13 protein-coding genes are annotated in these 12,295 nt (G+C 63.5%); 3 read left to right on the top strand and 10 right to left on the bottom strand.

Going from position 1 to position 12,295, the window contains the following annotated elements:
• Positions 1–14: 14 nt before the first annotated feature.
• Positions 15–1,265, bottom strand: a complete 1,251-nt coding sequence (locus ABMA32_RS20545; protein ID WP_349015666.1) for a class II D-tagatose-bisphosphate aldolase non-catalytic subunit — start codon at positions 1,263–1,265, stop codon at positions 15–17.
• Entirely contained in the window at positions 1,262–2,194 is a 933-nt protein-coding gene (locus tag ABMA32_RS20550) for a sugar kinase (RefSeq protein WP_349015667.1), read from the bottom strand. Before ABMA32_RS20550 ends, ABMA32_RS20545 begins: the two co-directional genes overlap by 4 nt.
• Before the next feature lie 200 nt (positions 2,195–2,394).
• Here ABMA32_RS20550 and ABMA32_RS20555 point away from each other — a divergent pair, with 200 nt between their 5' ends.
• Entirely contained in the window at positions 2,395–3,414 is a 1,020-nt protein-coding gene (locus ABMA32_RS20555) for a LacI family DNA-binding transcriptional regulator (protein WP_349015968.1), read from the top strand.
• A gap of 64 nt (positions 3,415–3,478) precedes the next feature.
• On the opposite strand, the gene ABMA32_RS20560 is transcribed toward ABMA32_RS20555, so the two are convergent.
• The 5 genes from ABMA32_RS20560 to ABMA32_RS20580 form a co-directional block, all read right to left on the bottom strand.
• Positions 3,479–4,225, bottom strand: coding sequence for an ATP-binding cassette domain-containing protein (locus ABMA32_RS20560; protein ID WP_349015668.1), 747 nt, complete (start codon positions 4,223–4,225; stop codon positions 3,479–3,481).
• Positions 4,218–5,297, bottom strand: a complete 1,080-nt coding sequence (locus ABMA32_RS20565) for an ABC transporter permease subunit (protein ID WP_349015669.1) — start codon at positions 5,295–5,297, stop codon at positions 4,218–4,220. Before ABMA32_RS20565 ends, ABMA32_RS20560 begins: the two co-directional genes overlap by 8 nt.
• 115 nt (positions 5,298–5,412) lie before the next feature.
• Complete coding sequence (locus tag ABMA32_RS20570; protein ID WP_349015670.1) at positions 5,413–6,402, bottom strand: ABC transporter substrate-binding protein; 990 nt, start codon at positions 6,400–6,402, stop codon at positions 5,413–5,415.
• A 74-nt stretch (positions 6,403–6,476) separates the two neighbouring features.
• The gene (locus ABMA32_RS20575; protein WP_349015671.1) at positions 6,477–6,716 is read right to left on the bottom strand and encodes a hypothetical protein; all 240 of its coding nucleotides are present in this window, start codon (positions 6,714–6,716) and stop codon (positions 6,477–6,479) included.
• Positions 6,713–7,552 (bottom strand): sugar-binding transcriptional regulator, encoded by an 840-nt coding sequence (locus tag ABMA32_RS20580; RefSeq protein ID WP_349015672.1) that lies wholly within the window; start codon positions 7,550–7,552, stop codon positions 6,713–6,715. Before ABMA32_RS20580 ends, ABMA32_RS20575 begins: the two co-directional genes overlap by 4 nt.
• 169 nt (positions 7,553–7,721) lie before the next feature.
• Between ABMA32_RS20580 and ABMA32_RS20585 the strand changes: the two genes are divergently transcribed.
• The gene (locus ABMA32_RS20585; protein ID WP_349015673.1) at positions 7,722–8,636 is read left to right on the top strand and encodes a tagatose-bisphosphate aldolase; all 915 of its coding nucleotides are present in this window, start codon (positions 7,722–7,724) and stop codon (positions 8,634–8,636) included.
• 8 nt (positions 8,637–8,644) lie between these two features.
• Positions 8,645–10,066, top strand: coding sequence for an ROK family protein (locus ABMA32_RS20590; RefSeq protein WP_349015674.1), 1,422 nt, complete (start codon positions 8,645–8,647; stop codon positions 10,064–10,066).
• Between the two features lie 38 nt (positions 10,067–10,104).
• Here ABMA32_RS20590 and ABMA32_RS20595 read toward each other — a convergent pair whose 3' ends face one another.
• From ABMA32_RS20595 to ABMA32_RS20605, 3 genes are read right to left on the bottom strand one after another with little or no spacing between them, the layout of a single operon-like run.
• A complete protein-coding gene (locus ABMA32_RS20595; protein ID WP_349015675.1) occupies positions 10,105–11,034 on the bottom strand; it encodes a carbohydrate kinase family protein in 930 nt (309 codons plus the stop codon).
• Positions 11,034–11,528 carry an ureidoglycolate lyase gene (locus tag ABMA32_RS20600; protein WP_349015676.1) on the bottom strand — a complete coding sequence of 165 codons (495 nt, stop codon included), beginning with the start codon at positions 11,526–11,528 and terminating at the stop codon, positions 11,034–11,036. Before ABMA32_RS20600 ends, ABMA32_RS20595 begins: the two co-directional genes overlap by 1 nt.
• Positions 11,525–12,274, bottom strand: coding sequence for a BtpA/SgcQ family protein (locus tag ABMA32_RS20605; RefSeq protein WP_349015677.1), 750 nt, complete (start codon positions 12,272–12,274; stop codon positions 11,525–11,527). The genes ABMA32_RS20600 and ABMA32_RS20605 overlap by 4 nt, the downstream gene beginning before the upstream one ends.
• Positions 12,275–12,295: the final 21 nt, after the last annotated feature.

Genomic DNA, 12,295 nt, shown 5'->3' on the forward strand with positions numbered 1-12,295 from the left:
CCTACGTCTCCTGATCACACGTCACCAGCGGCCGCACGATACTTTCGCACGACATCGCCCACCATGTTCCTTGCCATCCATCGCGGCAGTTCGTCCGCCGAAATTGTGGGATCGACGAGACCGCCGGTCACCTGCGCCACGATGCCCGGCTCCGGCCGGGCCGCGATAACATTTTTCTGGAGCCGGTCGAGCGCCGCCTGCACCGCGGGTCGCGGCCAGTAGTAGCGCACCCTGTCCGAAAGCCCATAGAGCATCATTTGGCTCTCGCGTTCGCCAGTCGCCACGTAGGCGCGCCAGTCGCGCGGGTTGGCCAGCATTTCGTTGCGCAGCACCGTGACCAGATTCGATGGTTCCGGGACCGCCAGAAGCTCTTCGATTCTGGCAAGCGCGAACATCGCCTGACGAAACGCGAATGTCAGTTCCGGCCCGACCTTGAGAATCGCGAAATGGCTGCGCACGAGATCACCCAGCGCCTGTTGGGACTGGTAGTCGGTGGAATGCGCCTCGAAGACAATTCCGGGCAAGTTGGAAACCGACGCCGACAGCGCGACGGTCTTCGCGGCATAGAAGGAAAACACCATGTCGTTGCCGAAATCGACGCCCGGCTGGACAACCATTCCAACGGCGCGTTCGAGCGCTGCCGAAACCCCACTGGCTGCAAAGGCCTTCCGATGCTGCGACCACGTGTCGGCGACCGCTTCAGCGGACGTGACTGCCAGGGCGTCGAGGACCTCGGTCTCGCCGCCGGGGATCGGCACCTCGGTCCCCACGACATAGACAAGATCACTTTTGCCCCGCCCCTCTGCCACGGCGCAAAGATCGGCGGCGCGAGCCGCGATCGTCGCCTCCGCCAGCACGCCGTCGTCAGCGCAGGCCATGGAGGCGTCGAGATGTATCTTGCGGAAGCCTGCATCGACATAGGCGGCGACCAGATCGCGCGCATTGGCCATGGCGCTCGCTGCCGATTCCGCTTTCCATGGATTGGGACCAAGATGATCGCCGCCGAGAACAAGTCTCGCTGGATCGACTCCTTCGTCCCGAGCAAGTGCTTCAACGAAGACGCGGAACGCTTCCGGCGTCATGCCGGTATAGCCGCCGAACTGGTTGACCTGGTTGCAGGTGGCTTCCACCAGGATCGGGCTGTCATTGTCCCGATAGGCATGGAAAATCGCGCTCAGCGTCTGCGGGTGAGCTGTGCACCACGACGGAATGCCGCGCGGCTCGCCCGCCCGATTGGCCGCAACGATTTCGCCGAGGCCCATCATGCCCGGCTCTCGAGAAACGCTTCGATGTCCCGGAGCGAACTGTTGCCTTCCATCGGACCTACTTTACCGACCGCCAGCGCTCCCGCCGCATTGGCAAAACGAAGCGCGTCGCGGAAGGAGAAGCGTCCAGACGTCGCCAGTGCGACAAAGGTCGCGCAGAAACAGTCGCCCGCGCCTGTCGGATCAACCACCTCGACCGTATGGGCGTCGAACGCCTCGATGCTCCCGCCGGCCTCCGAACCGATGCACCCCGCCTCACCGCGCTTCAGCAGGACGTAGCGTGCGCCGGCTTCGTGGAAACGCCCGGAGAACGACTCGAAACTCTCTCCCGGGAAAAGGACTTCTGCATCCTCGACGCTCGGCAGCACGAACGTAGAGATTGCAAGCAGCGCCCGCACGGTATCCATGTAGGCAGGGTCGGCCAGCAGTTCCTTGCGCACGTTCGGATCGAAGGAGATCGCGACGCCGCGCTCATGGAGTGCAGTGCAGACATGCAAGGCGGCAGCAGCCATCCGGGAATCGCCGAGCGTCGAGCCGGAGATGTGAAACGCATCGAGACCGAAATCCGCGAAGGCGTCGATCGCCTCTTCACCGACAGGCAGATGCGCGGCGGCCGAATGCGCGATGTTGAAAACGAAGTCGCGGCTGCCGTCGGAATTGTAGGACACGAAGGCCGAACCGGTCGGTATGCCTGCGACGGTGCGGACAAGCGCCTGCGAAACGCCGACCGAGCCGAAGCGGTCGAGCAGGACGTGCCCGAACGCATCGCCGCCGACTGCTCCGGCGAAAATCGTGCTTGCGCCGACGCGCGCTGCCTGATCAATGAAGATACCTGGCGCACCGGACGCGTAGGGTCCGGCATAGGTCGAGGCGCGGAGATTGTGCCCGTCCTTTTCTGCGCAGACGAACTCGACGAGCAGTTCGCCCATCGACCCGATCGCTGGACTTCGATTGCTCTTACCAGTCACGAAAGCCGCCAATTTTGTTGATCCGCGCCAATTTTTTTATTGTCTCGCGACAAAATAGTTGATCGTTTTGCAAACGAATGGCAGCGTTGCCTGCGACACGCGCGGGATGCACGTCGCGAAGCGCAGAGGCAAGAGCCGTGAAACCCAGACAGATCCGGACGATGGAGGAATTTGCCGAGGCGGTCGGTCTTTCGCGGCCGACAGTGTCGAAGTATTTCCAGAACGCCGCTTCGGTCCGCCCCAAACTGCGCGAAAAGATCGAGGCCGGTCTCAAGGAGACGGGTTTTCGCCCCAACCTGTTCGCGGTCAACCTCAACCGGCGACGCACCAAGATCCTCGGGCTTATTCTCCCGAGTTCCCTCGACCCGTTCTACACCGGCCTTCGCCGTCGCATCGAATCCCAGGCCACTGCGCTGGGCTACCTTCCCTTCGTGCTGTCTTCGGATGGAAAGGCCGAACTCGAGGCCGAAGCGCTGGAGACGCTGTCCTCGCTCAACGTTGCGGGCGTCATCATGGCGCCCGTTGGGGGAGACCCCGCGCACAGGAATAAGGTCAAGACGCTCGCCAGGAACATCCCGGTAATCTTCATCGACGCGCCCTTTGACGAAGAGGAGGATTTCGTCGGGACGAACAACGGTCAGTCCATGGCGCTGATAACCGACTACCTCACACGGTTCGGGGAGCCGCCCTGCTATTTCGACATGCCATGGGTGAACTCGAACGCGCCCGGTCGACGCAACGCCTATGTCGAGACCATGCGGCGGCGCGGTCTGGAGCCCGTCATCATTCCGGTCGCACATTCCGAGGACTGGGACTTCGAGCGCTACGCCTTCGACGAGGCCTCGCGCATCCTGCGCGAGGGCGGGTTCCCGACGAAGGTCGTGCTCTGCGGAAACGACCGTATCGCCTTCGGCGTGCTCGCAGCGCTCAACCAGGCAGGCTTGAGGGTGGGGATCACGCCCGACTGCGACCTGCGTGTTGCCGGTCACGACAACCAGCCGCTCTCGGAATACATCTGGCCGCCGCTGACGACGGTGCAGCAGAACACCGCCGAGATGGGCCGCCTCGCGCTCGACATGCTGCTCACCCGCATTGACATCGCGCATACGCCTGGAGAGACGCGTCCGCCCGGGGAGCATGTCCTCGTGGACGGCGATCTGATCCTGAGGTCGTCGGCATAGCCCGCCGTTCCAGACGGCAGGCAACGTGGCCGACGATCCCAACTTGCGGCCGGACGCCAGCGCTTCAGCCGCCGACCATGAGCTTGACCACTTCGTCATGGGTCGTTTCGGAAATCTTCCGCTCGCCCGCCTTTACGCCACGGCGCAGAACAATGATGCGATCGGACACGGCGAAGATGTCCTGCAGATTGTGGGATATGAAGATCACGCCTCGGCCTTGCGCCTTCAATTGATGAATGAGCGAAATGACCTTGCGCTGCTCGGGCACGCCGAGCGCCGCGGTCGGCTCGTCCATGATCAGGATTTGCGCATCCCAGTAGACTGCCCGGCCAATGGCGACCGCCTGTCGCTGGCCGCCTGAGAAATTCGAGACGGGGGCCTCCGTGCGCGACACGTGAAAATCGAGCATGGCCATCGTCTTGCGCGCAGCATCCGCCATTTTTTTGCGGTCGAGCACGGGCAGGAATCCGAACGCGCGCCGCATCGGTTCGCGTCCGAGGAAGATGTTGCCGCCGATCGTCAGATTGTCGGCGAGCGCAAGGTCTTGGTAGATCGTCTCGATCCCCTTGTCGCGCGCCTCTTGCGGCGTGCCGAACTCGACCGTCTCGCCCTTCAGCCTGACCTCGCCGGACGTCGGGCGGTAGACGCCTGAGATCGCCTTGATGAGCGTGGTCTTGCCGGCGCCGTTGTCGCCGGCAAGCGCAACCACCTCTCCGGGGTGCACTGCCATCGACACGTCATGCAAGGCGCGAACCGCGCCGAAGTGCTTCGACAGATTGGCGACTTCGAGGAGAGGTGCGACGCTACTCATCCTGGCGGCCTCCGCTGAACCGGCGCTGTGCCTGATCGATCAGCACCGAGATGATGATGACGATGCCGACGCTGATGAACTGCCAGAACGGCTCGACGTTCACGAAGACGAGGCCGTACTGGATGACTGCGATGACGAACGCGCCGGCAACAGTGCCGATGATCGTGCCCGACCCGCCGAACAGGCTCGCTCCGCCGATCACCACGGCAGCCACGCTATCGAGCAGCAACGGTTCGCCGGCCTGTGCCGCGCCGGCGTTGAAGCGCGCCGCGTAGAGCACGCCCGCAAGTCCCGCGCAGCATGCCGACAGGATGTAGAGACGCAACAGATGCGACTTGATGTCGATACCGGCCCGCCTCGCCGCCTGCGTGTTGGCGCCGATCGCATAGTTGTGCTGGCCGAACCGGGTCTGGCTCAGCAAATAGTGCATGATGAGCACGAAGACGGCCGTGATGATCACGATATACGGCACGCCCATGAAGCGGCCGTTGCCTATGGTCGCGAACAGCGAATTCTGCACCGGCACTGTCGTTCCGCCCGCGAACAGGAAAGCCACGCCACGCGCCACGCCGAACATGCCGAGCGTGCCGATGAACGGCGGCACGCGCAGGCGCGATACGAGCAGGCCGTTGATCGTGCCGGGCACTGCTGCCACCAGCACGGCGACCATGAATCCAAGCAGGACAGCCAACGGCATGCCTAGGCCCGGCGTGAAGGCGTTGATCGTGTGCGCTGCAACGACGGCCGCAAGCCCCATGATGAAGCCCAGCGAAAGGTCGATACCGCCCGAGATGATGACGAAGGTCTGCCCGGTGGCGAGCAACAGCGGCGCAACCGCGAAGATCGCGATGGACTGGAGGTTGAACGGATTCAGGATGAACGTGCCGCCGAAATCGATGCGCGCCCAGGCCTCGAACCCAAGGATCAGCGCAGCCAGGAACAACCATGCCCGGAGATCGGCTATCCGCTGGACCAGCGTCTTGGCGCGATCGGCGTGATCGGCCTGCGGACGGGCGTGATTGTCCTCGCCTGTGGCGCCTGATGTCGATGCGTGTGGTTCGGAAGCTGCCATGGGCTCCCCTCTTCGGAGCAGCGGATGCATTCAGGAATCCGCGCTGACAAGGCAGCGGAGTATTCCAACGTCGGCCCCTCGCGAGAAATGCGAGGGGCCGGATTCGGGAGGTGGATCAGTCGGAGTAGATGAACTTAGCTACATCCGGATTGTCGACATTGTTCTTGTCGATGACCGTGAAGCCCGTGCCGATGGCAACCGGAATGGCCTGGCCCGTCAGATGCGCGAAGGCCGACACCACGCCGTAGTAGCCGATCGTAGCCGGATGCTGGGCGATAGCGACGTCCACGAGGCCCGACTTGATGTTCTCGACGATCGAGGTCGGTGCGTCGAAAGCCACGACCTTGATGTTGCCCGTCTGCCCCGCCTGCTGCACGCCATTGCCTGCGCCGAGCGCGGAGAACAGGTTGGCGCCGAACACGCCCTTGAGGTCGGAGTTGCGGGCGAAGACCGCCTGCATCTGGCTTGCGGCCTTGTTTGCGTCGTTCTCGTTGAACTGCGTCTCCAGCACAGTGATCTTCGGGAACTCCTCGGCCATCGCGGTCTTGAAGCCCGCTTCGCGCTGGTCGGTCGTCGAGATGCCGGGCTTCACGTTGGAGACGTAGACCTTACCCTCTCCACCGATAGCGGCTGCGAGCGCACGAGCCGCCATCTTGCCGCCGAGAATGTTGTCGGAGGCGATGTAGGACAGCGGGAAGTCTGCGTCGCCGGCTCCGGTCTGGTAGTTACCGGTGCCGATGAACGTGTCGACGGTGATCACCGGAATGCCGGCGTCGTGCGCCTTGCGCAGCGGCTCGACCAGCTGGGTCGTGTCGGTCGGCGCGATCAGGATTGCCGACGGCTTACGAGCGATGATCGCGTCGAGCACAGGCACCTGAACAACCGGGTTGAACTCCGGACCGCCCTGGAAGATCAGCTCGGCGCCGAGCGCGTCGGCGGCAGCCTGCGCACCCTTGCGCATGGTGATGTAGAACGCATCGGTGGTCAGGCCCGGAATCAGCGCAATGGACTTTTTGTCCTGCGCGAATGCCGAGGTGGTGCCTGCACCGACTGCCGCGACGGCGGCCAACGCCACTGCGGACTTGAGAACTGAACGACGCTCCATGGTACTCCTCCCTTTCGTAAGCTTCAGACCGGCGGACTGCCGGCACATCAATCAAACCTGACGATTTGGCCGGATCATCCCGACCGCGATATTCCTCCGAAACACTCATCGCCGCTGATGGTGCGACCACTTGCGGCCGCACTATTGACCTTACCGATGGTGCTGTCTTCCTCCGATGCACGCAGGGTGCCAGTTGCGCTTTCGTATCCTCCACTCGGCGCTATCGAATTAAGGCGCAGTCCCGACACCACTGTCAATCGCTTTGTGCGGGCAAACATGAAAATTTCCGCGCCGCAAAATTCGACAGCCTTCATATCGGCGTCTCCAGCAGCTTTTCCGCAGTTCGGACGTCAGTCACCAGCGCAGAAATAAGCTTCGCCTTTGCGGCGCCGCGGATCGCCGCCACCTTCGCCTCGCCAACCGCTACGCCGATGACCAGTGGCGTCCGGCGCAACTGGTCGACCGACATCGCGATCATGCGTTTCTCGTTGCCGCGATCGAGAAGCGTGCCGTCGGCGTCGAAGTAGTGGCGCATCACGTCGCCTGCCGCGTTGGGATGGCGCGGCGTCTCGACATTCGCCGGTTCGCCGGGCAGTCCGATACCAACGATCGCCAGATCAACCCTGTCCCAAAGCGCCACGTTGTCGGCCACGACGGGGTCCGAAAGATAGGCCCGGCGCGATGCCGCCGCAGGCAGGTAGGGAGCGTGGACGAAACGCGGGGTGCCACCCATCTGGAGCGCCGCGAGTCGAACGAACTCGTTGACCTGGAAATGCGGCTGATGTTGCTGCATGCCGCCCGTCACGGGCACCGTCAGCACGCCGGGAAGTTCCGGCAATCCAGCTTCGATGACCGCCCTCACTGCGCGGCCCCAGCCGATGGCGAGCACCGATCCATTCGACAGCCCGGCATCCCGCAGCATGGTCCCGACCGGACCCGCCAGCGAGGCGAGCGCTCCCGCTCCCGTCCCTTCCACGACCGCTACACGTTTCAGCGACTGGGCCCGCGCCACTTCCTTCGCCAGTTCGTCGGGCTCAATAAGGTCCATCACCTCTATGCGCACAACGCCCTCCGCACGCGCCTTCTGAAGCAGGCGCGAGACGGTCGCCGTCGACAGCGAGAGGCGCCTGGCAACGTCTACCTGGCTCAAATCCTCGACGTAGTGCAGCTTCGCGACCGTATGCAGAAGCGCGCGGGACGGGACTTGGCTCTGGGTGGAGCTAGACGACAGCTTGAAATTCCTTTCTGTAATATGTTACACTCTAGATCGAAATTTAGAGTTACGCAATCGCAGCCGAGAAAAAATGAAGGACCGAAATATGGCTCCCATGACGACAGCCGAGAGACGCGGCTATCAACAAATCTGCGGCAACGACGGCGCGATGATGGTGATCGCCTGCGACCAAAGGGGGGGCATGCGCACCCTTCTGTCGGCAGACCCCGCCGAACAGGCAAAGATCGGCAATGACGTCCTCGGTCATACGAAGGCGGACATCACCAGCCATCTGGCGAGCCGCGCGTCCTGCGTACTGGTCGACCCCATCTGCGCGGTGCCGCAACTCGTTGACGACGGTGTCATCGATCGCAGCACTGCGCTCCTGATCGGTCTCGATGCGTCGGGCTGGGATACCTCGCCTGAAGGGTACAGGCTCTCGAAACTGGTGGAAGGCATCGGCGCAAGACAGGTCCGGTCGCTTGGCGGGACGGGAGGCAAGATCATGGTCTACCTGCGGTCGGATATTCCGCAGGCCAATACACACAACATCGACATCCTGAAGCAGGTGATAGCGGACTTCGCGCAGGAGGATCTTCTTCTCGTCGTCGAGTTCCTGACCTATCAGGTCGAAGGCGAAAGCAAGGCCGAGTATCAGGCCAAGATCCCCGAACTGATCCAGGGCGGCACGAAAATCTGTCTCGACCTCGGGTCGAAAGTCCTGAAGCTGCCGTACCCGGGTTCGGCGGAGTCCTGCGCCGCGGTAACGCGCCTCTCCGGCAACGTTCCCTGGGCGGTGCTTTCGGCTGGCGTCGACCACGAAACCTTCCTGACCCAGGTCGAGACCGCCATGGCCAATGGCGCTTCGGGCGTCATTGCGGGCCGCTCGCTGTGGAAGGATTGCATCTCGCTTGACCGCGCCGTCACGCGCCAGAGGCTGGAGACGATCGCCGTGCCCAGATTGCGCGAACTGCAGGCGATCATCGCGCGTCATCGCGCGCCGGCAGCAAAAGTGGCCTGACCGCAGCCATGACGCGCACCGCAATTGGCGTGGACATCGGCGGAACGAACATCCGTGCCGCACGGGTGGCCGTCGATGGCCGGATACTTGCGCGCGCCCGGTCGGAAAGCTCTTCCAATCCCGAACAGGTCCTCAGCCGGGTAGAGTCCCTGATTGCGGAAATCGACGATCCGACCGTTGAGGGGATCGGGATAGGCGTACCGGGTCAGGTGGACTTCGCCGCGCGGTGCGTTCTGTCCGGCGGATATGTGGATCTGTCCGGTCTTCCAGTCTGCGAACGCATCGAAACGCGCTTCGGGCGCAAAGTCGTGATCGACAATGACGGCAGCATGGCCCTGGTCGCGGAAGCGCGGTGCGGAGCCGCTGCCGGAAAGCACCATGTGGCCATGCTGACGATCGGCACGGGCATCGGCGGAGCGGTGCTCGCCGATGGAGCCATATTCAGGGGCTCAGGCGTGGCGGGCCAGCTTGGCCACATCGTCGTCGACCCGTCGGGACTGCCATGCAAGTGCGGTCGGCGGGGCTGCGTGGAAACGCAGAGTTCGGGCACGTCGCTTCGCCGTCACATCCAGGATGCCGGCCTGCCCTCTTCAACGACGGCGGCCGATCTTCTTGCAGGCCGAGCCGCCGGCGATGCGGTGGCAACGCAAGTGTTGCGGGCATGGGCTTCGCCGTTGCGCGCAGCGATCAACGGTCTTGCCGCGGCTATTGCACCCGAAATGTTCGTCATCGGCGGCGGGCTCGGCAACGCCATGGTGTCCGCCCTTGCGGATGATGTCGAAACCTCGCCCTGGTTCACATACGCAATCGTCGGGGCCACGCTCGGCGACGACGCCGGCGTGATCGGCGCAGCGCTCGCGACTCTGCCCCAGCCTCTACCAAAGCGACTGGTGATGGTGAACGGCGTCCCGGCAAGCGGAAAGAGCAGCATTGCCGCTACCCTTGCCCGTGAAACGGGATGGCCTCTCCTGTCGCTAGATACCATCAAGGACCCGTTTCTGGAGGAGATCGACGGCGTTGACCGCCCGTTCAATCGCAAGCTCGGGCGCGCGAGCCTGAAGGCGATGTTCGCGATCCTGCGCGACGCTCCCGCCGGGACCACGGTGATCATGGACGCCTGGTTCGGCTTCCAGCCACGCGAATTCGTTCAGGAGCTTCTCGAAAATTCCGGTGTGAGCGAGGTCGCAGAAATCTGGTGCTCTGCGCCACCGGAAACAATCGGCGCCCGTTACGCCTCACGCGCATCGAACCGGCTTCCCGGACATCCCGGAGCCGAATATGCTCCCGAGCTTGTCGCGCTCGCCGCCCGCGCCGAACCCTTCGGCTACGGTCCGGTCCTCACGGTGGACACAACCGGGCACTTGGACATTCAGGCGGTGCAGAAATTTCTGGAACGAAACTCGTTCCCCGGCCAAAAAATCAGCAACTGATCCTCAGCTCCGAGCGGCTCTGCTTCCGCCAGACTCGATTATCTGTTCACCTGCTCCCGGAACGCGGCGATTTCCGCGTGCGTCGCGATGCCGCCCGCCGGCCCGCGAATCGTCACCGCGCGTGCGGAAGCTGCCACCGCCAGGTCGAGAGCCTCCCCGAGATCGCCGCCCTGCCCGAGAACATGCACCAGCGCGCCGCCGAACGTATCGCCCGCGCCGGTCACGTCCTCGACACCAACCTTGTAGCCCTTCACGTCGTACCGTTTTCGGCCGTCGAAGGCCTCCGCACCCTCGGCCGCGCGCGTCCTGACGATGGAGCCGACCTCATGCTCCTCCATCCAGCGCCCGAGTTCGTCTACCGGCCTGTCGCCGAACGCACTCGCATAGCCGACCTGGTTCAGGATCAGCACGGCCGCGCCGCGCAGATAGGGAAGATCGGCCTCTCCGAACCCACCCACATCGAGATCGAAGACGGTGCGCCGGCCATGGGACCGCGCGTCCTGCAGAAGACCAGCTTGCGCAAGCTCACCGTGCCGCAGCCGTCGCGAACGATAGAGCGTCGTGTAAAGAAAACCGGGCTGACGCAGGTCGCGCATCAGTTCCCTCGACAGTTCCATCGGCTGGAACCCCATGTCGACGGTAAACACCACATGTTCGCCATCGGCAAGGAAGATGAGATTGCGCGATTCCGCGATCCCATCCTGGCGCAACATGTGCCTGACGGACACGCCGCGTGCCTGCAACTCAGCGATCAGGCGGTCGGAAATCACACTGAAGTTCAGCAGCGAAACGAATTCCGTCGCCGAACCTAGACGCGCGTGAACCGACGCTGCGTTGGCGATGCTGCCGCCGACATAATCGCCGAGGAAATCGACGAAACCCTTGTCCGCAAGTCCCGGCCAGCGCTCCGACGCATAATATTCATCGAGCGAAACGTCGCCGATGAAGAAGGCCGCGGCATCGCTCATTAGACGGCTTCCACCACGACTGGGACCGGCCCTCCGGCAACGTCGCGCCATTCCGTCCCGGTGCGCACCGTCGCCATCCAGTAGTAGCTTGCCGGGCCATACAGTCCGCGGCAGGCGTCATGCCATGTGCCGGGACGCATGACCGCGACCGTTCCCGGCTGGATCGAAAACGCGCGCACGCCGGATATATCGGGCTGGGCCTCCGGACCAGCCTCGGCGACGACGAGGACGATCGGCGCCTCAGCGCAGAAAATAGCCTCCTGCGTATTCGGATGTCGCTCCATCTGCCGCACCTCGAACGGCATGCCGCCGGCACGCGTCATGCCTAGGCTGGCATTGGTCGAGAGCAGCGGATCGTGCGTGTAGGCGTCGGCCCAGCCCGGACCGTCGGTCCGCACGACGGCCTCATCCAGTCCGCCTGACGCGCCAATCTCGAAAATCCTGCCGAAAGGCGCGAAACCATCTGGCGTGATCGGCTCGACACGGATGGTCATGGCCTGCTTTCCCCGCGCACCTTGCGAACCTCGTCCATCAGTTCGCGCACATGCGCCACTTCGACGATGCCTGTATCCTTGTGGGTATCCTTGAAGTAGGAGCCAACAACCGCGCCATCGGCGATCCGCATCTGCTCGGCCGCTGTCGCTGCCGTCATTCCAGCGCCGACGATCAGCGGATAATCTGGCCCCACGACCTGGCGGAAGCGCAGGATCTTCGCGTTGTCGGTCCCCTGCCCTGTCGCTTCGCCCGTCACCACGAGCGCATCGGCGCGCGCCATGCCAAGGCGAATATCCTCCTCGTCGCTGCGACCGGATTTCACCGGCTGGTATTTGAAGCGCACACCCCCGAACACAAGTGCCTCGGTGGCTGCGCGCCGCTCCGCAAGCTCAGCTGCGTAGTCGGCGTCCTCATCGGGAGGCAGATGGCCGCAAACGGAATCGATCTGGAGGAACGCGACATCGAACTTGCGGAGAAGGTCGAATCCGAGCCTGAAGTCGCGCAACAGGTTGAGCCCGACCACGACGCCCGGCGGGTTCGCCTCGAAAGCTTCAAGGACACGAATGACATCATCGGGTGTGCCGAAATAATTCTCGACAAGCACCGCATCGACTCCGCCCGCGATCATGTCCCGGGTCTCGCTCAAGGCGCGGGCGAGACGCTCCTCCGGCGTATCACCGCCCAGATGCAGCATGCCGAAGATGGGCTTGCCTGCCGGAAACAGCGTCTGGAGCGTCTGCGTCATCCAATCCTCCATATTAACAAC

The organism is Mesorhizobium quangtriensis (assembly GCF_040081925.1).
Classification (GTDB): Bacteria; Pseudomonadota; Alphaproteobacteria; order Rhizobiales; family Rhizobiaceae; genus Mesorhizobium_K; species Mesorhizobium_K quangtriensis.

Coding starts and splice junctions, on each gene's coding strand:
- ABMA32_RS20550 (WP_349015667.1), bottom strand. CDS start 2,194: ATGGGCGAACTGCTCGTCGAGTTCGTCTGCGCAGAAAAGGACGGGCAC.
- ABMA32_RS20595 (WP_349015675.1), bottom strand. CDS start 11,034: ATGAGCGATGCCGCGGCCTTCTTCATCGGCGACGTTTCGCTCGATGAA.
- ABMA32_RS20545 (WP_349015666.1), bottom strand. CDS start 1,265: ATGATGGGCCTCGGCGAAATCGTTGCGGCCAATCGGGCGGGCGAGCCG.
- ABMA32_RS20565 (WP_349015669.1), bottom strand. CDS start 5,297: ATGGCAGCTTCCGAACCACACGCATCGACATCAGGCGCCACAGGCGAG.
- ABMA32_RS20585 (WP_349015673.1), top strand. CDS start 7,722: ATGGCTCCCATGACGACAGCCGAGAGACGCGGCTATCAACAAATCTGC.
- ABMA32_RS20575 (WP_349015671.1), bottom strand. CDS start 6,716: ATGAAGGCTGTCGAATTTTGCGGCGCGGAAATTTTCATGTTTGCCCGC.
- ABMA32_RS20555 (WP_349015968.1), top strand. CDS start 2,395: ATGGAGGAATTTGCCGAGGCGGTCGGTCTTTCGCGGCCGACAGTGTCG.
- ABMA32_RS20560 (WP_349015668.1), bottom strand. CDS start 4,225: ATGAGTAGCGTCGCACCTCTCCTCGAAGTCGCCAATCTGTCGAAGCAC.
- ABMA32_RS20590 (WP_349015674.1), top strand. CDS start 8,645: ATGACGCGCACCGCAATTGGCGTGGACATCGGCGGAACGAACATCCGT.
- ABMA32_RS20605 (WP_349015677.1), bottom strand. CDS start 12,274: ATGACGCAGACGCTCCAGACGCTGTTTCCGGCAGGCAAGCCCATCTTC.
- ABMA32_RS20570 (WP_349015670.1), bottom strand. CDS start 6,402: ATGGAGCGTCGTTCAGTTCTCAAGTCCGCAGTGGCGTTGGCCGCCGTC.
- ABMA32_RS20600 (WP_349015676.1), bottom strand. CDS start 11,528: ATGACCATCCGTGTCGAGCCGATCACGCCAGATGGTTTCGCGCCTTTC.